The following is a 19,463-nucleotide window of genomic DNA, read 5'->3' as shown; positions in this document are numbered from 1 at the left end:
TCGCTCGTGAAGTTGTCCGATAGTGGGGCGGTGTATCGAGCCGCCCCGAAGTCACGAATCGTTCATGGCGTCGTTTGTCGTAGGGGCAGGGGCGTTCAGAGCGTCCAGGGCGGCGGCGAGCGGATCGACCGCGGGCATGTTCGCGCGGGCCTTTTGGAAGCGGGCCAATTCGCGGGTGTAGGTCGCGAGGAGGGACGCAACCGCGCCCTCGTCGGCGATCTGCGCGTCAAGCTGCGTTGCCATCGCGCGGAGGGCGGCGATCATGGGGGATTCCGCAGGGGTCACCGAGGAACCTAGAGACTCTAGATAGGTTTCCAGCGTTACTGAGAGTGTTTCGGTGGTCATCGGGTCAAACCTCGGGATTATTCAGCCGTTTGTGCGCGAAAGAGGTGGGGCGGGGTTCTCCGTGTGCGCCGGAGGAGAAAGGGGGGCGGCTCATCGCGCGAACCACGTCTCATCGCGCCAGAAGCGGCGAAGGATCGGCCGATCCGACTTCCGGGCGTTGCACGGCTGACACGCGGCGACCAGGTTCCATAGCTCGGACGGCCCGCCCTTGCTGATGGGGATCACGTGATCGGCTGTGGTGGCATGGCCTCCGCAATACGCGCACACCTCCAGGTCACGCTCAAGGCATGCGAGGCGGACCCTGTTCCACGCTGCACCGCGTGCTGAATGGACGCTCATATGTTGGTCCACCCATCACGCCGACCTGAGTAGGTACGGTTACCCACGCGGGCCGCGTAGTGCTGGACACGGGCCTGCCAACGCTGGCCCGCAGGCACGCCATCGAGGAACGATGTATCCGCGGTGACAACAGTTCTGACCTTCGGACGTGCGCCCTCAGGCACCTCTCCGCCCGTCTCAGCGGCGTGCTTCACAGCGGCGAGGAGGGCGGCGTTACGTTCGTTGGTGGCCTGCGTGGCGGGGCGGCGCATACGGACGATGACCCGCTTCGCGGCCTCGCAGTAGTCGCAGGCACACAGCGGGACGCCGTTCTCGGTCGGTTGCAAGATACCGTGCTCAAGCATCGTCAAAGCACCCCTCACAGCGGCACCCCGCGTCCCATGACCCGAGGTACCGGTCATGCTGCGGGAACCCCGTGAAGGGCCGTCCCAGCACGTCTAGGACGGGCTCAGGGGTGTAGAGCTTCGACCGCTTGAACGACGCGGTACAGCGCGCACAGCGGCATCCGAGGTCGACATATGTCCACTTGGTGAAGGGTTCGCCCTTCGGGTGCCCGGTTCCCTCCGGTATAGCCGCGGAGGGGCGGCGTTCTAGCTCACTCATCCGAGGTGTACCCCCACCGGCGGGCCATCTCGGCAAGATACGTCTTGACCTCGACCCGAGTGAGGACACGAGGCACGGGCCGTTCATCGTTGTAGTGAACTTCGAGAGCTGAGGACACCTTCTCAAGCGCGCGGAACGCTTCGGCGAGTTCCCCGACGGTGGCAGTCTTCGAAATAGTGGCCGAGATAGAGGTCATGATGGTTACAACTTTCGCCTCGATTCGCGAGGCATTCTTTCAATGTGGTACTCCCATTTTACCACCTTTGGAAGAAACGATATAATGAGGATGTGCAACTGTCACGGGTTGTGCATCTTTCATGTGTGGCCCCTCTCGGTATCCTTCATCTGCCGAGAGGGGCTTTCGTCTTGAATCGACGGATCAAAATGGTGTAACCCCATCATCTGGGGGCAAGTATGTGTGCCAGTGGCTTATATAGGGCTTGCGAATTTCTGCTAGAATGGTCTCGTGCCCGCCGAGACGGAACGGAAGTTCGGCAGTCGAGTTCGGCACATATGCTTAACACCACGAGCCGAATTTCTGCTATACTTATATGTAGATTCCAAACTAGATTCGACCGAATCGGCCCTCTGATGTTCGTGGTGTGCATCCGGGGGCCTTTTCGTTTCTACATTTGGAATCACACCATGTCATCACTGACCCCGGGCGACGAGTTCGCCCCGCAGTACGGCCCTCTCGGACTGAACGAAACGCTCCGCATCCGTGGCGTCGCCTACTTCTACGAGCCCTCCTCCCGACTCTGGGAGCGTGGCTCATGCCCGCCCGAACTCGACTACAACCTGTACCTCTCCATGCCGCCGCGGATGGACCCTGAGACGATCCACGACTGGATGCTCTCAGGCGCTCCGGTGGTCCCGTGGTCCGTGGGGCAGGCGGGGCACTTTTCTCTCAGTCACCGAGGAAATGACGACATCGGAGCATCCGAGCATGTTGTCCCAGAAACCTGCCCCACCAGCCCTATCCCAGTAGAGAGTAAGAAAGAAGGTGCCCTAGAAGGTGCCCTAGACCTGCCCCAGGGTTGCCCCGAAGATGAGTCGGTGAACCTCACCGTGTCCGATTCCGGGGCACCTGTGGGGCACCCTCGGGGCATCGATCGGGGCGGTTTCTGATGGCCGCGCCGTCCAACAAGGGCGACTACTTCACCGACGCCGGGAAGTTCAAGCCGCACACCATGGCCGTGATGCTCGGTGACAACATCGCGATCGGTCCCGATGGAGGGTTCTGGGTCTTCCTCACCAGCCGCGGGACCGACACCTCGAAGATCGACCCGGCTCAGATCGATCCTCGGGTCGGTGTGTGGGTGCCTGATGACGAGATCATCGATCGGCGTGTGAGCCGCATCCTTAAGAACGAGTACACGATGAGCCGCGCATCGACTGTGGAACGTCTCGTGCGTCACTCGAAGTTGACCGTGCGCCTTCCCGCAACCGAACCCGAGGCGTGGGCACCGCTGATCAACCTCCGGAATACGATGATCGACTGGCGAGCGGTGAACGGCCACGGCGAGGGCATCGGCGTAGTCGAGGTGCCGCATGACCCGCGAGACCTGTCGATGACTCAGCTACCGATCGACTACGACCCTGATGCGACGTGCCCGCGGTTCGATGCGTGGATGAACGAGGTGTTGCCTCCCGAGGTGCAGTCGCTCGTGTGGGAATCGCTCGGCTACATGCTGATGACCGGCAACCCCCTACAGCGGGCGTTCCTCCTTCTCGGCCCCGAGGGGACGGGCAAGAGTACGTTCCTGCGGGTGCTCGAACGCCTCCTCGGGCGCGAGAACATCTCCGCCGAGAGCCTGAAGTCTCTCACCGAGAACCGCTTCTCGGCGGCGAACCTCTTCGGGAAGACGGCGAACATCGTCGGCGACATCGACGCCTCGTACATGAACGACACGAGCCTGTTCCTACAGATCACGGGCGGCGACACGATGAGCGCTGAGTTCAAGGGCAAGACGGCGTTCCCGTTCAGCCCGTACGCGGTGCCGGTGTTCAGCACGAACAAGGTGTGGCAGTCGGCCAACACGTCGGGGGCGTACTTCCGGCGCTGGGTCATCCTGCCGTTCGACCGGAAGGTAGACCGCTCGAAGCCGTTCGATGAGTCGGCGCTGTTCGCGGAAAGTCCGGGCATCTTCAACAAGGCGATGCGTGCCCTTCGCGCCCTCTACTACCGAACTGAGCCGGTTCAGCAGAGAGACGGGTCCGTCGTCGAGCGCCCGTTCCGCGAGTTCGAGGTCATCGGCGCGGCTCGTGAGGCCCGCGAGCGGTTCGCCCGCGACTCCGATCCAATCCGGGAATGGCTCGATGAGGATGAGGCCGTGACAGCGGACGTGGGTAACGAGCGCCTGCGGGCTACCCGCACGACGATCTACACCCGCTACTCGCTGTGGTGCGAGCACAACGGCATCCGCCGCCCGAAGACCGGCCCGGAGTTCTACAAGGCGCTGCGCACTCTCGGCTTCGGCGAGGTCAAGACGAACGGCACCCGAGGGTTCTCGGGTATCTACGTCTACGTCCCGGGCGAGGTGCGAGCGTGACCCGCCGATACGAGCACCCCGCACCGTCTCTTGAGGAGCGCATCGCGCGTCTGGAGGACACGGTGCGCTGGATGGATCAATGGATCACGACCCACAACATCCGTGACACCCGAGAGGGCCACGATGAGCACTCTTGAGCTTCGCGCGTGGGCCGCGCGCATCCGGTTCGCCGCGCTCCGCACGGACCTCGACGGACTGCGGAGACTGCGGGCGCTGCGGTTCTGATTCCTCTGTGGAGTTGACGAAAGAAAAAGGGCGAGGCCCCGGGCAGGGAGTCCCGGGGCCTCGTCAGCGGACTGTGGGAGAACCATCCGGCGACATGCTCAATAATAGCTCTCGGTCGCGCTGTGTGCAACTTGAAAAACCCTGGTCAGCGGCAATTATTTAGTGGCGATACTCTTGCGTGCTCAGTCGAACTCGAGGCCTCCACGGGCGGGACGGACTGACAGGAGCCGCCATGTCGAGTAGGTTGCCTGCCATGAGCGAACTATCGGTCACCGTCCATGGGGTAGTGCAGACAACGAGGGGTCTGGCGCTTCTGTCGGAGCTTGAGGAAGGGCACCTCTCTGTTGGGGATGTTGTCGGTGTCTACGTCCCGGGGGCACGCGTGCCGTCGTTCGATGTGCAGATCAAGGAAATGCACCTTCCCTCGAAGGGGCAAGTACGTGAGCTAGCCAACCGCAACCGCGAGAAGCGTGACTATCTCTTCACGCTGTACGTCGAGAACTCTGGCCATCCTGTGCTAGCCGGGGCTTGGATCGCCGCGAACACGTCAGATGTAGCGGGACGGTTTGGCGTCACACTTGAAGACTTGATGCTCTAGGCGTCGCGCGCGGTGACTGAGACACGTCCAAGTCCGCGGCCCTTGCTGACGACAACGGTCAGGCGCGAGTCCACGAGGTCACGCCGCGAGTCAAGCGGCAGGCCGTCGAAGTACGTTTCCCAGGCGTCGAAGTTCACTTCTACGTCCCGCGATCCGTCCGGCAACTCCTCCATGGCGTCCGGGTCTTCGAGGGCGTCAGCGAGCACTGTCAGGGCCTCCACGGTGAGGCGCTGAGTTGCGGACTCCACCCGGCTACGGCCTAGCTGCTCCGCGACCGCCTCGGCCTCGCGGGCGATCCGCACTAGTTCCCGCTCGACCTCCGCGAAGTCCACCCCCGGGAGTGCCCCCATGCGGGTCCAGCGAGTCCGCTCGTCCTCTAGCTCGCTCAGGCGTCGCGCGAGCGGGGCGGGCGCACCGACCGTTGCGGCCCCGGCGTTGCGGATGAGCGCGACGGCGAGGTGTGACTTGACGTGCGGTTCGAGGTCGCGCCGGTAGATCGTCGCGTGTGAGGTGTCCGCGGTGCATCGGTAGTAGACGCTGATGACCCGCATGAGCGCCCCGCACTCGCACCGGGCGATCCCACTCAGGAAGTGCTTCCGGCTCGGGCCGGGGCTCGTGCGGCGGGCGTCATCGGCGAGGAGGTCTTGCACCGCCTCCCATACGTCCCGCTCTACAACACGGGCAACGGTTGCGTGAGCCTCGAAGCGCTGCCCCTTCCGCACGACATAGCCCGCGTACGCCGGGTTCGTCAGAATCTCCCGGACGCGCACCGGGGCCTTCCCGAAGCGGGCCGCGATCGAGCGGAGGGAGTGCCCCGCAAGTATGTCGGCGTATGCCTCTCTTACCTGCTCGGCCTCCTCGGGGCGCTCGACCACGTTTCCCGCCTCGAAGCCGAAGCGCCTCTTACCCGGAACCGGGAGCCCGTTCGCCACCCGCGATTCGTTGCCTCGGACCTGACGCTCGCCCTTCCGGCGTGCCTCGAACGACGCGAGCGAGGTGAGGAGTTCGGCACGGAACCGGCCTTCCGCGGTCGTGAGGTCGAGGTCACCTTCTACTGTGGCGACCGTCTTCCCAGCGTCGATGAGCGCGAGGAGGTCAGCCTGCCCGCGAAGTAGGCGGTCCATGTTCACAGACGCGACAACATCGGCGGAGGAGTCGAGGAGTCGTTGCCATGCGGTGCCCTGACCGCGAGACTTGAACGCGCTCACGGCGTTGTCCTCGAACTCGGCGATGACGGTCCAGCCTCGCGAGTCCGCGAGGGCGCGGCACCGCGCAAGCTGGCGGCTGATGCCCTCCGCCTTGTCGATGGACTGCCGGACGTAGATCGCGCATGTTGTCACGTCTGTGATTCTGCCAGCGCAATCGGCTGATCGCCGCCCTTTCTGATGCGACGGTCGTCGTCGAGGCGGGGTGGCGGTCGGGATCGCTCAACACCGCCGGACACGCGGCCGCGCTCGGCCGCGCGCTCGGCGCGATACCGGGACCGGTCACCTCTGCGGCGTCAGCGGGGTGCCACCGGGTGCTGCGCGAGTACGACGGCCACTGCATCACGAGTGCTGAGGACGTCCGCGAGCTCATCGGGTGGGTGAACGCCCTCGCGGACGCCCGCGACGGATCGGACCCGAGCGGGCGCACCGACGACGCGACGCGGGTGCTCGACGCCCTGAGCGTCCGGACCCCCCGGGATCTCGCCGAGATCGCTCGCCGTTCGGGCCTGGGCGCCGACGATGCCGCCAGTCTTCTCGGGCTGCTCGGTCTCGAGGGGCGGGTCAGTGGTGACGATCGGGGCTGGCGGAGGTCGGGGAAGTGAGCGAGGAGCGCTCCATGAGCGAGGTCCGTGCACCACCCCGCGAGGGTGCGTCCGCGAGCCGTCGCCGGCGCTCGACACTCGTCGGTCATGCTGGGAGCATGCGCATCTCGGTGGCGGCGGAGGCCTACGGCGAACATCTCCGTCGCGTCCGTCGGCTGTCGGACAACACCATCCGCGCGTACCTGAACGACCTGGCCGACCTCGCCGCGTCCGCTCACGATCCCGAACTCGCGGATGTCGACATCGAAGTGCTCCGCGACTGGGTGTGGCGGGCGAGCGAACGGGGCGACGCGCGCGCGACCCTCGCGCGTCGAACCGCCACAGCACGGGGGTTCTTCGCGTGGGCGACGGAGCGCGGCGAGATCGTGAGCGACCCGGCCCTGCGGCTGGCCTCGCCCAAGCGGGCGCGGACACTCCCGAAGGTCGCGACGGTGCCCACGATGGCCACGGTGCTCGACGGTCTCCGCGCAGCGGCGAGCGATGGCGACCCGCTCGCCCTGCGCGACCATGCGGTCCTCGAGATGCTCTACGCGACCGGCATCCGCGTGTCGGAGCTCTGCGGGCTCGATCTCGACGACGTCGACGAGGGGCGGCGCACCGCCCGCGTCACAGGCAAGGGCGATAAGGACCGGGTCGTGCCCGTCGGTGGGCCGGCCCTCGACGCGCTGCAGGCGTATCTGGTGCGAGCTCGTCCGATCCTCGCCGAGCACGCCCCGGCCGGCGGCCGCCACGCGCGCGCGGTGTTCCTGGGCGCGCGTGGCGGCCGGGTCAGCCCGCGAGCCGTCTATGCGGTCGTGTCGCACACGCTCGGGCCGACCCTCGGGGTCGAGACGGTCGGGCCGCACACTCTGCGCCACTCGGCAGCCACCCATCTGCTCGACGGGGGCGCCGACCTGCGCGCCGTTCAGGAGATCCTCGGGCATGCGAGCCTCGGCACCACGCAGATCTACACGCACGTCTCGGGTGAGCGGCTCGCCGCCGCCTACCGACAGGCGCATCCGCGGGCATGATGACACTCGGACGGCCGGCCCTAGCGTGGACCTCGGCCGATGAACGATCCCAGGAGAGCGATATGCGCAGAACACTCGTCCCGATCGGCGCCGTCGCGGTGATACTCGCGCTCTCGTCGTGCGTTCCCGTCGATGCATCCGTCCCCGACAGCATCGTGCGGCCCTCGGCGCCGGGGGTGTCGACCGCACCGCCCACGCCGTCCGCGCCCGACACGATGTCACCTCCGGCGCCCGGCGCGACGTCGTCCATACCGGGCACGCCGGCTTGCGTCGACGGCGTCGTCGCCATCCGCGGCGCCGAGATGGACGCGGCGTTCGCGGGCGCGTGCGAGCTCGTACGGGTGGAAGGCGACGGGATCGACCTCGACCTCTCGGACGCGCGCGTCGGAGCAGTCGTCGCGAGCGGCGATCGGATCGAGCTCGAACTGGACGCCGTCGACTCCCTCGAGGTCACGGGGCAGTCGGCCGATGTCGACGCCGGGGCGATCGCCGCTCTCACCGTCAGCGGCGACCGGAACGAGATCGACGCCGACGAGATCGGCACCGTGTCGGTGTCGGGGAACGACAACCGCGTGGAGGCCGAGCGCCTCGGGCCGGTCACGCAGAGCGGAGACCGCAACGCCTTCGGCGGCGACTGAGTCCTCAGCAGCACGGGAGCAGGACGGGGCGCACGAGCCCGACCAGCAGGATCAGCGGATTGATGTACTCGCCATACAGTCGCACTCCGACGTGGAGGGTGCCGTCGCCGACGTGCCCTCCGGGCGCGATCGTCCCGACGTGTTCGCCGGCCACGACCGCGGTCCCGGGCCGCAGGATCGTCTCGACGGGCTCCATGCTGCTCACCAGCCCGTCGCCGTGATCGAGCGTCAGCACGGTCCGGCCCGCGACCGGCCCGGCGAAGGCGACGACGCCGCCCGCCGGCGCGACGACGTCCCGAGCGCTCGATGCCACGTCGATGCCGCGGTGTCCGGGTGCGTAAGCGTGCGCCGGGGCCTCGAAGCCCCGCACGATACTGCTCTCCGGAACCGGCGGCATCCACGGCGGGACTTGCGGCGGCATCACAACGGTCGACGCGGCGAGCGAGACGACGATGGTGGCGACGAGCGGATGGCCGGAGCGACGGATCATTCTCCGAGCGTCGTCCTACCGCCGTACGCCGCTGCGGACGGAGGGCCGACACGGGGGAGAGCGCGGGCCGGGGGAGCCCGGGGGAGGAGCCCCCGACTGCTACACTGTTCACCGCACCTCGCTCGTCGAGGTGACTACGCGTGCCCTGCGCGATCGTTTTCCGATCGTGGCGCCTCTTCCCCAGGTCTCCCGCTCCGGCGGCGAGCGGAAGTGCGCCGGGCACCAGGAACACCGGACCGTCGGTCCGGGGAATCAACCGAAACAGAAGGAGAACGGCCATGGCCGTCGTCACCATTCGCCAGCTGCTCGACAGCGGCGTCCACTTCGGGCACCAGACCCGCCGCTGGAACCCGAAAGTCAAGCGCTTCATCCTGACCGAGCGCTCGGGCATCCACATCATCGACCTGCAGCAGTCGCTGTCGTACATCGACCGGGCGTACGAGTACGTCAAGGAGACTGTCGCCCACGGCGGCACCGTGCTCTTCGTCGGCACCAAGAAGCAGGCGCAGGAAGTCATCGCCGAGCAGGCGACGCGCGTCGGTCAGCCGTACGTGAACCAGCGCTGGCTCGGTGGTCTGCTGACCAACTTCCAGACGGTCTCGAAGCGCCTCGCACGCATGAAGGAGCTCGAGGAGCTCGACTTCGAGAACCCCGCCGCGAGCGGCTTCACCAAGAAGGAGCTCCTGCTCAAGAAGCGCGAGCTCGACAAGCTGCACAAGTCGCTGGGTGGTATCCGCAACCTCCAGAAGACCCCGTCCGCGATCTGGGTGGTCGACGCCAAGCGCGAGCACCTCGCCATCGACGAGGCCAAGAAGCTCGGCATCCCCGTGATCGGCATCCTCGACACGAACGCCGACCCGGACGAGTTCCAGTACCCGATCCCCGGCAACGACGACGCCATCCGCTCGGTGAGCCTGCTCACGCGCATCGTCGCGGACGCCGCCGCCGAGGGTCTCATCCAGCGTCACCAGCCCACCGACGAGTCGGCCGAGGCCGAGCCGCTCGCCGACTGGGAGCGCGAGCTTCTGGAGAGCGCCCCGGCCGAGGGCGCCGCCGCTGAGGTCGCCGCGACCGAGACGCCTGCCGACGAGGCCGGTGCCGAGGCTCAGGACGACTCCGCCGCCGAGGTCGAGGGCGCCGAGGCCGAGCCCGCAGAGGCCGAGGCCACCGAGAAGTAATCAGCGCGTCCTCCAGACCCGCTACGATCGGCGCGGCCGCGGCTGAGCCCGGCCGCGCCGATCGGTATCCACGAGATTTCCCACAGACAGAAGGAGCCGCCACTCATGGCAAACTTCACCATCGCCGACATCAAGGCTCTGCGCGAGCAGCTCGGCACCGGAATGGTCGACACCAAGAAGGCCCTCGAAGAGGCCGACGGCGACGTCGAGAAGGCCGTCGAGATCCTGCGCCTCAAGGGCGCGAAGGGCAACGCGAAGCGTGCCGACCGCTCCACGAGCGAGGGCCTCGTCGTCGCGCGTGAGCAGGGTGGCAAGGTCACCCTCGTCGAGCTCGCCTGCGAGACCGACTTCGTCGCCAAGAACGACCGCTTCATCGCGCTGGCCGACAAGGTCGCCGACGCTGCGTCCGCTGCTTCCGCAGACTCGGTCGAGGCCGCCCTGGCCGCCGACGCCTCGGGGCAGACCATCGAACAGCTCATCAACGACGAGGCCGCGATCATCGGCGAGAAGGTCGAGCTCCGCCGCGTGCGCACGCTCACCGGCGACGCGTTCGAGGTCTACCTGCACAAGACGAGCAAGGACCTCCCGCCCCAGATCGGCGTCGTCGTCGCGTACTCGGGCTCGGATGCCGAGACCGCTCGTTCGATCGCGCAGCACATCTCGTTCGCGAACCCGAGCTACCTGTCGCGCGAGGACGTCCCCGAGGCCGATGTCGAGAAGGAGCGTGAGATCGTCACCGAGATCTCCCGCAACGAGGGCAAGCCCGAGGCGGCGCTCCCGAAGATCGTCGAGGGACGCGTCGGCGCGTTCTTCAAGCAGGTCGCCCTGCTCGACCAGGACTACGCGAAGGAGAACAAGCTGTCCGTCGCACAGGTCGCGAAGAACGCCGGCATCACGGTCACCGACTTCGCCCGCTTCAAGGTCGGCGCGTAACAGTCGAAAAGGCCCGCATCCTCGGATGCGGGCCTTTTCCATGCCCGTCCGGGCGATACTCTGCAACACAGCGACGAGAGGGACACGATGAACGATGAGAAGACCGGGCGCCGGCGCGTCCTGCTGAAGCTGTCGGGTGAGGCATTCGGAGGCGGTCAGCTGGGTGTCAACCCGGATGTCGTGGGCCAGATCGCGCGTGAGATCGCCGAGGCGGTCGACCGGGTCGAGGTCGCCATCGTCGTCGGCGGCGGTAATTTCTTCCGCGGTGCCGAACTGAGCCAGCGCGGCATGGACCGCGGGCGCGCCGACTACATGGGGATGCTCGGCACGGTGATGAACTCCCTCGCGCTGCAGGACTTCCTCGAGCAGGCCGGCGCTGCCACACGCGTGCAGTCCGCGATCTCGATGACGCAGGTCGCAGAGCCCTACATCCCGCGGCGGGCCGAGCGGCACATGGAGAAGGGACGCGTCGTCATCTTCGGCGCCGGCGCCGGGCTGCCCTACTTCTCGACCGACACGGTCGCGGCTCAGCGTGCGCTCGAGATCAAGGCCGACGAGGTGCTCGTCGCCAAGAACGGCGTCGACGCGGTGTACACCGCCGATCCCAAGAAGGACCCGACCGCGGAGCGCATCGATCGCATCACCTACGGTGAGGCGCTGCAGAAGGGCCTCAAGGTCGTCGACTCGACCGCGTTCAGCCTGTGCATGGACAACCGCATCGACATGCGCGTCTTCGGTATGGAGCCGGCCGGCAATGTGACACGGGCTCTGCTGGGCGAGCGTATCGGCACGCTCGTCACCGCGTGAGTCGCGGCCACTCGCAGACTAGACTTGACCGGACGTACCGACGAATGGAGTGACGTGATCCCCGAGATCCTCGCTGACACGAAAGCCCGCATGGAACGCGCCGTCGAGGCGGCCAAGGAGGACTTCTCCACCGTGCGCACGGGACGGGCCAACACGGCGCTGTTCCAGAAGATCCTCGTCGACTACTACGGTTCTCCGACGCCCCTTGCGCAGCTCGCGTCGTTGAACAACCCGGAGGCGCGCACGATCATCGTCACGCCCTACGACAAGTCGGCGCTCAAGGCGATCGAGCAGGCCATCCGCGACACCCCGAACCTGGGCGTGAACCCCACCAACGACGGCAACATCGTCCGCGTGACCATGCCCGAGCTGACCGAGGAGCGTCGCAAGGAGTACGTGAAGCTCGTGCGCTCGAAGGGTGAGGACCACAAGGTCCACCTGCGCGGGATCCGACGCAAGTCGAAGGACGAGCTCGACGGGCTCAAGAGCGACGTCGGCGAGGACGAGCTCGTCCGCGCCGAGAAGGAGCTCGACGGCCTCACCCGTTCTCACGTCGATCTGATCGACGACGCGCTCAAGCGCAAAGAGGCTGAGCTCCTCGAGGTCTGACCCTCATGAGCGCACCGGAGGATGGCGCCCCGTCTCGTTCCGAGCGGGAGCGCTCCCGTTCGCGTGAGCACGGCGACTCGACGTTCCACAATCAGGTGCGTGCCGCGCGGACAGAGTTCGAGAACCAGATCGGCAAGGCTCGCGCCGACTTCGAGCAGGCCAACGAACGGATCAACGCCCGCACCGGACGGAACCTGTTCCTGGCGACCCTCATCGGCATCGCCATCGGCGTCGTCGTCATCGGCTCGCTGGTGTTCGTGAAGTGGGTCTTCGTCCTCTTCGCGATTCCGGTCGCGCTGCTCGGCGTCTTCGAGCTCGTGCGTGCCCTGCAGGCTGCGGGGCGCCGGGTGGACGTCGGGCCGCAGCTCGTCGCCGGCGCCGCGGTGCTCGCCGCGGGCTTCTTCCTCGACGCGGGCACGCACTGGGTCGTGGTGTTCGCCGCCGTGGTCTCGGTCATCGTGTGGCGTCTGCTCGCGCAGATGGTCAGCGTCGACAGCCGTCGCTACGGCGAGGTGTTCAGCGATGTCCTCATCAGCGGATTCGTGCAGCTGTACGTGCCCTTCTTCGGCAGCCTGCTGCTGATCCTGCTGCGCCAGGACGGTGGCGAGTTCTGGGTGCTCGCGATGATCGCCGTCGTGGTCGGTGCGGACACCGGCGCGTACGCGGCAGGCCTCGCCTTCGGCAAGCACCCGATGGCTCCGCGGATCAGCCCCAAGAAGACCTGGGAGGGCTTCGCCGGAGCCGGTGTGGTAGCGATCGTGGTCGCCGTCGGATTCGCGTGGCTGCTCCTCGGTCTGCCGGCGTGGACCGGCGTCATCATCGGCGTCGCCGTCCTCGCGTCCGCGACGGTCGGCGATCTGGCCGAGTCGATGATCAAGCGCGATCTCGGGATCAAGGACATGAGCTCCTGGTTGCCCGGCCACGGGGGAGTGCTCGATCGCCTCGACTCGATCCTGCCGTCCACGGTCGTCGCGCTCGTGCTCTTCCACGCTCTGTCCCCCCTGGTGATCTCATGACCTCTTCCGAGACCGCGACAGCCTCCCGTCCCTTCCCCGAGGTGCCGGGCAGGGCCAAGGGCTACGACAGGGCCGCCGTCGACACGTTCCTGCGCCGCGCGCGTGAGGCGTTCGAAGGCGCCGACGACGAGCTCGACTCGGTCGCCATCCGGCGCACCGCGTTCCCGCTCGTCCGCGGCGGCTACGCGGTCGCACCCGTCGACGCCGCCGTCGGGCGCATCGAGGACGCGTTCGCAGCGCGTGAGCGCGAGCTGGCGCTCTCGCGCGCCGGTGCGCGTGCCTGGGTCGGACGCTCGCGCAATCTCGCTCAGGAGATCCTCGATCGGCTGTCGCGGCCCGAGCGCGAGCGGTTCGACCGCGTCGGCGTGCTGTCGTACGGTTACCGCGTCGACGAGGTCGATCTCGTGACCGACCGGATCTCGCGCTACCTCGAGTCCGGCGAGGCCCTGACCGTGGAGCAGGTCCGGTCCGTCGCCTTCCGGATGCAGCGGGGCGGCTACCGCGAGGCACAGGTCGACGCGGTGCTCGACGGGGTCGTGTCGGTCATCCTCGCCATCGGCTGAGCGGGATGGAGACCTCGTCTCCGTCTGGCTAAACTCGATGTCATCGTGACTTCCTCCTCGGCTCTCGCCCGGCGCAGCACGCGCACCGGTGTCGCCCGCGTCTCGAAGCCGACGGCATCCCGGTGGTCGCGTCGACGAGGGGTCGTCTCGGTGTTCGCCGCCGTCGCCGCCGTGGGAATGGCGGGCGGTGCGCTCGCGCCTCTCGGCACGGCTCTCGCGGTGGCGCAGGAGAAGCCCGTCGAGGTCGTCTCGCTCTGGGCCGATTCGCGCAGCGATGCACAGGCGCTGGTCACCGATGCAGGCGGCGACCCGGCGTCGTCATCGTCGGTGCAGCTCGACCGGAGCGGCTTCACGGTGTACGTGACGCCCAAGCCGACACCGACGCCCACCCCGACACCGGTGTCGGGCGAGGGGGCGGGCTCGTCGCGTTCAGCGCCCGTGAAGTACAGCGGCGGCGGGTCGTCGTCCGACTGGCTGAGCGCCGCCGGCATCGCGGAGAGCGACTGGGGCTACGTCGACTACATCGTCTCGCGCGAGAGCAGCTGGAACCCGAATGCGACGAACGCCTCGTCCGGCGCATGCGGACTGGTGCAGGCCTACCCCTGCAGCAAGGTCCCGGGGAGCGGCTACGATCCCGTCGACAACCTCCGGTGGGCGAACGGCTACGCCGTCGGCCGCTACGGCAGCTGGGCGGAGGCGCACGCCTTCTGGACCAGCAACCACTGGTGGTGACGGCGGTCGCCATGCCCCGCTCCAATAGGCGTCGCCCGGAACCGCCCGACGACTCTCTCGACCGGCTGCTCAACGGCTGGAAGCGCACCGAGACGCGACGGGGCGCGTCGTGGACCGTGCAGCCGGTCTCCGCCTCGCAGGCGCAGAAGACCTATGTCTGCCCCGGCTGCGGACGCGACGTCACCCCGGGCACCGCTCACCTGGTCGCCTGGCGGGCGGACGGCGTGATGGGCGACGCCGCCGACCTGGCCGCTCGTCGTCACTGGCACTCGGCATGTTGGAGGATCGCATGAGCTTCGAGATTCGCGGACCCGTACAGCTCCCCGCACGGCGCGAGGACGTCGAGCTGCGCACGCTCGACGACCTGACGCTCGTCGGTGAGCTCGCGCTGCCGGCGCACCGCGACCCGGTGGCCACCCTCGTCACCCTGCATCCGCTTCCCACAGCGGGCGGGTTCATGGACTCGCATATCCTCCGCAAGGCGGCGGGCCGACTGCCCGCGCTCGCGGATCTGGCCGTGCTGCGCTTCAACACCCGGGGCACGACGTCCCCGCGGGGCACGAGCGAGGGAACCTTCGACGGAGGGGTCGGCGAGGTCTTCGACGTCGCCGCCGCGATGTCCTTCGTCGCGGAGCGGGGGCTCCCGCGTCCGTGGCTCGTGGGCTGGTCCTTCGGCACCGAGCTCGCGCTCAAGTACGGGCGCGACCACGACATCGAGGGCGTCATCCTGCTCTCGCCGCCGTTGCACCGGGCCACGGCGGACGAGGTCGCCGCTTGGGCCGGGGACGACCGGCGCGTCGTCGTGCTCGTGCCGGAACTCGACGACTACCTGCGGCCCGCCGAGGCCCGGGAACGTTTCGCCGCGATCCCGCACGCGACGCTCATCCCCGTCGAGGGGGGCAAGCACCTGTGGGTCGGCGAGAACCAGACCCGGCGCGTGCTGACCGAGATCGTCGCGGCCGTCAACCCGGACGCGCTGCCGCTCGCCGAGCAGTGGGACGACCTCGACGACGCCGCGACCGCCGGCTGAGCCTCAGCGCTCGTTCTGGCGCGGGATCACGACCTGGCGGTAGATGATCAGGATGCTCGCCGCGACGGGGATCGCCACGAGGGCACCGAGCAGCTGCCCCAGAGCGGCGCCGGCGAGAGCGGCGATGACGACGACCGCTCCGGGGATCGAGACCGCCCGGTTCATGATGCGCGGCGAGATGAAGTACGCCTCGACCTGCATGTAGACGAGGTACCAGATCGCCGCCCAGAGCGCCGTCTGCGGCTCCGACAGCCCCGGGATGAGGCAGGTCAGCACGATGATCGCCGAACCGGTGAGCGTGCCGACGAGGGGGATCAGCGAGAAGAAGAAGGCGATGACGGCGAGGACGGCGGGGAACGGGGCGCCGATGACGCTCAGGAAGATCGCGCTCAGGACGCCGTTGATGACGCCGAGCGAGACCTGACCCATGACGTAGAACCCGACCGATGCCGTGATCTGCTCGGCGAGGTCGACGAAGCGCGGCCGGCGCGATGCCGGAACGAGCTGGTAGACCGCTGCCTTGAGGTTCGGAGTCGACGCCGTGAAGTAGATGGTGAGGATCAGGACGATCACGGCGCCCGTGAAGCCGCTGATGATGCCCCCGCCGATGAGGATGATCGACCCGGTGATCGAGCCGCCGATCTCACCGATGTCGAGCGAGTTGTACCAGTCGGACAGGTACTGGAAGAGCTCGTCGACGTTCAGTTGCGGGAACGTGACCGTCAGCCAGTCCTTCACGGCCGAGACGGGGTCCCAGTTGCCGTTCGTCACGAGATCCTGGATGGCCGCGACCAGCTGAGAGATCTGCGTCACGATGATCGGGACCACCATGAGGATGATGCCTGCGAACGCCGCGAGGAGTGCGGCGAAGGTGATGAGCAGCGCGGCCCACCGGGGAAGTCGTCGTCGCTCGAGCCACGAGACGACCGGGTCGAGGCCGAGGGCGAGGAACAGAGCCGTCCCGACGTACAGGAGGATCGTGGAGAGCGTCTGCACGCCACCGATGATGACGATGCCGACACCGACGCCGAGAGTGGCGATCAGTGCGGTGCGAAACGGGTTCTGGATCTTCACGAACGCCTCCGGGGTCGAATGACCTCACTTTACGATCGGCGGGCGGTTTCGGGGGGAGGCGCCCCTTGCACGACGCTTTCAGGTCGTTTTCGATACTCTGGAACGTCGATCAAGCGTTCGGTGGTCCCGTTCCGGATGTGGAGAGGTGTTTCTTCGTGCGTTTCGTGTGGGCTGTCGTCGCCTTCGTCCTGGCCACCGTCATGATCGGTGCGGGCATCGCGCAGCGAACCGTCCTGCGCGGTCCCGAGACCGTCACCGAGTCGGTCACGGTCGCGGGCGACGCGCCGTTCACGCTTCTCGACGGGTCGGTGCTCACGTCCCATGAGGGCGCGCAGAGCCTGAGCATCGAGGGTTCGGGCACCGTCTTCGCCGCGTACGGCCGCACCTCCGACGTGTCGGCCTGGCTCGCCCGCACGGACTACGCACGCCTCGGTGTCGACGACGAGGGCGCGATCACGACGACCGCGGTCGCGGCATCCGCTGCCCCCGCTGCGAACGAGGACGGAGCGCTGCCGGCGATGCCGTCGCCGATCGGCTCCGACCTCTGGCTGGAGGAGTTCCAGCGCGACGATGCGCTCACCACGTCGCTGCAGCTGCCCGACGACATGAGCGTCCTCATCGCGTCGGACGGCACGGCGGCGGCCCCGGCCGACATCCGGGTGACCTGGCCGATCGAGTCGAACACTCCCTGGGCGGGCCCCCTCATCGTCGGAGGCGGCATCCTGCTGGCGTTCGGCATCGTGATGTACGCGCTGGGGTGGCGTCACCTGCGGCGCTCGCGCGGGCCGCGACGGAAGGGCCTGCCGATGACTGCGACGCAACCGATCGACGTCTCCCTCGAGGCCGAAGCCCAGGGCGTCATCTCGTCGACGCCACCGCGACGTCGTCTCACCCGAGGGCGGCAGGCGCTCGTCGCGCTTCCGCTCGTGTCGATCATCGGGCTCTCCGGCTGCTCCGCCGACGCATGGCCGCAGCTCGCGCCGACCGAGACCCCCTCGCCGACCGCCACCGTCGTCGCCGACCCCGACCAGGCGCCGCCCGCCGTCACGCGCCCGCAGGCGGAGCGCATCCTGACGCGTATCGCCGAAGACGTGTCCGAGGCGGACGGCAGCGCAGACGCGGCCCTCGCCGCGACGCGTCTGGCCGGCCCGGCCCTCGCCGAGCGCGAGACCAACTACACGCTGCGCTCGAAGATCGCCGACCGTGCACCGCTGCCCCCGATCCCCGCGGAACCGCTCGAGATCCTGCTCCCGGAGACCTTCGACCAGTGGCCGCGCACCTTCCTCGCGGTCGTCGAAGGGGAAGAGGGATCCTCCGACACGATCATGACGGTCACCCAGCAGGATCCGTGGGACAACTACAAGCTCGGCTATATCGCCGAGCTCGCGACCGACACCTTCCCCGAGCTCGCCCCCGACTACCTCGGGGCGGCTCAGGTCGCTCCCGACTCGCCGTTCCTGGTGCTGCCGCCGCAGGATCTGGCCGCGGCCTATGCCGACCTGCTGACCAACGGTGACGCGAGCCCGTTCGCGCAGCTGTTCGAGGCCGACGGCGACGCCTTCCGCAACGGTGTGGCCAGCAACCGCGAGCAGATCGTGAACGACTTCAATCAGACCGGCGCCGAGACGGGTGTCGTGTCGTTCACCACACAGGCCGGCACGCAGGCGCCGATCGCGCTCCAGACCCTCGAGAGCGGCGCCGTCGTGGCCGTGACGATCACCGAGGACCACACCTTCACGCCGAGCAACCCGGATGCCGTGATCAACGTGCCCGACACGAATCCGGTCGCGAGTGCGCTCACCGGAGTGTCGCAGTCGTCGACGGGCTTCACCACGACCTATGCCGACCAGCTGTTCTTCTTCGTGCCGGGGGCGGGCTCATCGGCCCCGATCCAGTTCCTCGGCTACCGTTCCAATGTCCTCTCCGCGAAGGTTGTCTGAATGAGCGATCCCTCCTCGAGCGCCGTGCTGCGCGGCGCCCTCGATCTTTCCTCGCTGCGCAATCGGCCGACGTCTCCCGCTCCGACGGGCGCCGGGGCGCCGGCGGCCGCGACGGGCGATCAGCCGGGCGCATCCCGGCTCGTGTTCGACGTGACCGATCAGACGTTCGGCGACGTCCTGGAGCTCTCGCGCACCGTGCCGGTGGTCGTCGACCTCTGGGCCGAGTGGTGCGGGCCCTGCAAACAGCTCAGCCCGGTCCTCGAGAAGGTCGTGATCGAGCTCGCGGGCCGTGTGGTCCTCGCGAAGGTCGACGTCGACGCGAATCCGCAACTGGCCCAGGGATTCCGTGCTCAGTCGATCCCGATGGTCGTCGCCCTCGTCGCCGGACAGCCGGTGCCGCTCTTCACGGGCGCGGTACCCGAACAGCAGGTGCGCGAGGTCTTCGCTCAGCTTCTGCAGCTCGCCGCTCAGCACGGCGTCACGGGAACCCTGCCGGTGGCCGGCGAGGCCGCCGACGCCGACGAGGTCGCCGAGCCCCCGCTGCCGCCGCTCCACGCGGAGGCGTTCGCCGCCATCGAGGCGGGTGACTACCCCCGCGCCATCAGCGCGTACGAGCAGGCTCTCGCGGAGGATCCCCGCGACGCGGATGCCGCCGCGGGGCTGGGCCAGGTCCGGCTCCTCGACCGCGTGCAGGGTGTCGACCTCGTCGGCGCGCGCGCCGCCGCCGCCGCAGCCCCGCGCGACGTCGAGGCCCAGCTGCTCGTCGCCGATCTCGACGTCGCCGGCGGTCACGTCGACGACGCCTTCGGCCGGCTACTGGACCTGTTCGCCGACGTCGACGGCGAGAAGCGCGTCGCCGTCCGCGAGCGCCTACTCGAACTGTTCGGTCTCGTGGGCGACGCCGACCCGCGGGTGCTCACCGCCCGCCGCCGGCTCACCTCGCTGCTGTTCTGACAGCACGGCGCCTCGGC

At 68.0% G+C, this 19,463-nt stretch carries 21 protein-coding genes and 1 pseudogene; 16 read left to right on the top strand and 6 right to left on the bottom strand.

Going from position 1 to position 19,463, the window contains the following annotated elements; all coding sequences use genetic code 11:
• Positions 1–51: 51 nt before the first annotated feature.
• The 3 genes from BLT21_RS01965 to BLT21_RS01955 all read right to left on the bottom strand — a co-directional run bounded on the left by BLT21_RS01965 (position 52) and on the right by BLT21_RS01955 (position 1,483).
• Entirely contained in the window at positions 52–345 is a 294-nt protein-coding gene (locus BLT21_RS01965) for a hypothetical protein (protein ID WP_143024916.1), read from the bottom strand.
• Positions 346–435: 90 nt separating this feature from the next.
• Entirely contained in the window at positions 436–684 is a 249-nt protein-coding gene (locus BLT21_RS01960) for an HNH endonuclease (protein ID WP_091498398.1), read from the bottom strand.
• Between the two features lie 595 nt (positions 685–1,279).
• A complete protein-coding gene (locus tag BLT21_RS01955) occupies positions 1,280–1,483 on the bottom strand; it encodes a hypothetical protein (protein ID WP_091498395.1) in 204 nt (67 codons plus the stop codon).
• A gap of 931 nt (positions 1,484–2,414) precedes the next feature.
• Here BLT21_RS01955 and BLT21_RS01950 point away from each other — a divergent pair.
• Together BLT21_RS01950 and BLT21_RS01945 are read left to right on the top strand one after the other, a co-directional pair.
• Positions 2,415–3,839 carry a DNA primase family protein gene (locus BLT21_RS01950; protein WP_091498392.1) on the top strand — a complete coding sequence of 475 codons (1,425 nt, stop codon included), beginning with the start codon at positions 2,415–2,417 and terminating at the stop codon, positions 3,837–3,839.
• Between the two features lie 478 nt (positions 3,840–4,317).
• Positions 4,318–4,662 (top strand): hypothetical protein, encoded by a 345-nt coding sequence (locus tag BLT21_RS01945; protein ID WP_143024915.1) that lies wholly within the window; start codon positions 4,318–4,320, stop codon positions 4,660–4,662.
• Here BLT21_RS01945 and BLT21_RS01940 read toward each other — a convergent pair.
• Positions 4,659–6,002: a recombinase family protein gene (locus BLT21_RS01940; RefSeq protein ID WP_091498386.1), complete on the bottom strand. Its 1,344-nt coding sequence runs from the start codon at positions 6,000–6,002 to the stop codon at positions 4,659–4,661. The genes BLT21_RS01945 and BLT21_RS01940 overlap by 4 nt on opposite strands.
• A gap of 8 nt (positions 6,003–6,010) precedes the next feature.
• On the opposite strand from BLT21_RS01940, the pseudogene BLT21_RS01935 reads away from it, so the two are divergent.
• The 3 genes and pseudogenes from BLT21_RS01935 to BLT21_RS01925 all read left to right on the top strand — a co-directional run.
• A pseudogene (locus tag BLT21_RS01935) lies at positions 6,011–6,472 on the top strand (DNA-processing protein DprA); the annotation flags it as partial.
• 98 nt (positions 6,473–6,570) lie between these two features.
• On the top strand, positions 6,571–7,482 hold the full coding sequence (locus BLT21_RS01930) for a tyrosine-type recombinase/integrase (RefSeq protein WP_091498379.1): 912 nt from the start codon (positions 6,571–6,573) through the stop codon (positions 7,480–7,482).
• 62 nt (positions 7,483–7,544) lie between these two features.
• A complete protein-coding gene (locus tag BLT21_RS01925) occupies positions 7,545–8,120 on the top strand; it encodes a DUF3060 domain-containing protein (RefSeq protein ID WP_176786783.1) in 576 nt (191 codons plus the stop codon).
• Between the two features lie 4 nt (positions 8,121–8,124).
• Here BLT21_RS01925 and BLT21_RS01920 read toward each other — a convergent pair whose 3' ends face one another.
• On the bottom strand, positions 8,125–8,610 hold the full coding sequence (locus BLT21_RS01920) for a murein hydrolase activator EnvC family protein (RefSeq protein WP_091498373.1): 486 nt from the start codon (positions 8,608–8,610) through the stop codon (positions 8,125–8,127).
• Positions 8,611–8,888: 278 nt separating this feature from the next.
• On the opposite strand from BLT21_RS01920, the gene rpsB reads away from it, so the two are divergent.
• The 9 genes from rpsB (at position 8,889) to BLT21_RS01875 (ending at position 15,478) form a co-directional block, all read left to right on the top strand.
• Positions 8,889–9,788, top strand: a complete 900-nt coding sequence (gene rpsB / locus BLT21_RS01915; RefSeq protein ID WP_091498368.1) for a 30S ribosomal protein S2 — start codon at positions 8,889–8,891, stop codon at positions 9,786–9,788.
• Between the two features lie 105 nt (positions 9,789–9,893).
• Positions 9,894–10,721: a translation elongation factor Ts gene (tsf, locus tag BLT21_RS01910; RefSeq protein WP_091498365.1), complete on the top strand. Its 828-nt coding sequence runs from the start codon at positions 9,894–9,896 to the stop codon at positions 10,719–10,721.
• A gap of 87 nt (positions 10,722–10,808) precedes the next feature.
• Positions 10,809–11,528 (top strand): UMP kinase, encoded by a 720-nt coding sequence (gene pyrH / locus BLT21_RS01905; RefSeq protein WP_091498362.1) that lies wholly within the window; start codon positions 10,809–10,811, stop codon positions 11,526–11,528.
• A gap of 54 nt (positions 11,529–11,582) precedes the next feature.
• Positions 11,583–12,137, top strand: a complete 555-nt coding sequence (frr, locus tag BLT21_RS01900) for a ribosome recycling factor (RefSeq protein ID WP_091498359.1) — start codon at positions 11,583–11,585, stop codon at positions 12,135–12,137.
• Positions 12,138–12,142: 5 nt separating this feature from the next.
• Positions 12,143–13,153 (top strand): phosphatidate cytidylyltransferase, encoded by a 1,011-nt coding sequence (locus BLT21_RS01895; protein ID WP_091498354.1) that lies wholly within the window; start codon positions 12,143–12,145, stop codon positions 13,151–13,153.
• Positions 13,150–13,716: a DivIVA domain-containing protein gene (locus BLT21_RS01890; RefSeq protein ID WP_091498350.1), complete on the top strand. Its 567-nt coding sequence runs from the start codon at positions 13,150–13,152 to the stop codon at positions 13,714–13,716. The genes BLT21_RS01895 and BLT21_RS01890 overlap by 4 nt, the downstream gene beginning before the upstream one ends.
• 45 nt (positions 13,717–13,761) lie before the next feature.
• The gene (locus BLT21_RS01885) at positions 13,762–14,448 is read left to right on the top strand and encodes an aggregation-promoting factor C-terminal-like domain-containing protein (RefSeq protein ID WP_256335881.1); all 687 of its coding nucleotides are present in this window, start codon (positions 13,762–13,764) and stop codon (positions 14,446–14,448) included.
• Between the two features lie 11 nt (positions 14,449–14,459).
• Positions 14,460–14,741: a hypothetical protein gene (locus tag BLT21_RS01880; protein WP_091500638.1), complete on the top strand. Its 282-nt coding sequence runs from the start codon at positions 14,460–14,462 to the stop codon at positions 14,739–14,741.
• On the top strand, positions 14,738–15,478 hold the full coding sequence (locus BLT21_RS01875) for an alpha/beta hydrolase (protein ID WP_091498346.1): 741 nt from the start codon (positions 14,738–14,740) through the stop codon (positions 15,476–15,478). Before BLT21_RS01880 ends, BLT21_RS01875 begins: the two co-directional genes overlap by 4 nt.
• Positions 15,479–15,481: 3 nt before the next feature.
• Here BLT21_RS01875 and BLT21_RS01870 read toward each other — a convergent pair whose 3' ends face one another.
• Positions 15,482–16,552: an AI-2E family transporter gene (locus BLT21_RS01870; RefSeq protein WP_091498343.1), complete on the bottom strand. Its 1,071-nt coding sequence runs from the start codon at positions 16,550–16,552 to the stop codon at positions 15,482–15,484.
• Between the two features lie 155 nt (positions 16,553–16,707).
• Between BLT21_RS01870 and BLT21_RS01865 the strand changes: the two genes are divergently transcribed.
• A complete protein-coding gene (locus BLT21_RS01865; protein WP_176786782.1) occupies positions 16,708–18,492 on the top strand; it encodes a DUF8094 domain-containing protein in 1,785 nt (594 codons plus the stop codon).
• Positions 18,493–19,446, top strand: coding sequence for a tetratricopeptide repeat protein (locus BLT21_RS01860; RefSeq protein WP_091498336.1), 954 nt, complete (start codon positions 18,493–18,495; stop codon positions 19,444–19,446).
• Positions 19,447–19,463: the final 17 nt, after the last annotated feature.

The sequence above is a fragment of the Microbacterium sp. cf332 genome, assembly GCF_900102175.1.
Classification (GTDB): Bacteria; Actinomycetota; Actinomycetes; order Actinomycetales; family Microbacteriaceae; genus Microbacterium.
The sequence above is the reverse complement of the archived record's forward strand: the minus strand, read 5'-3'. Positions and strand labels throughout refer to the sequence as shown.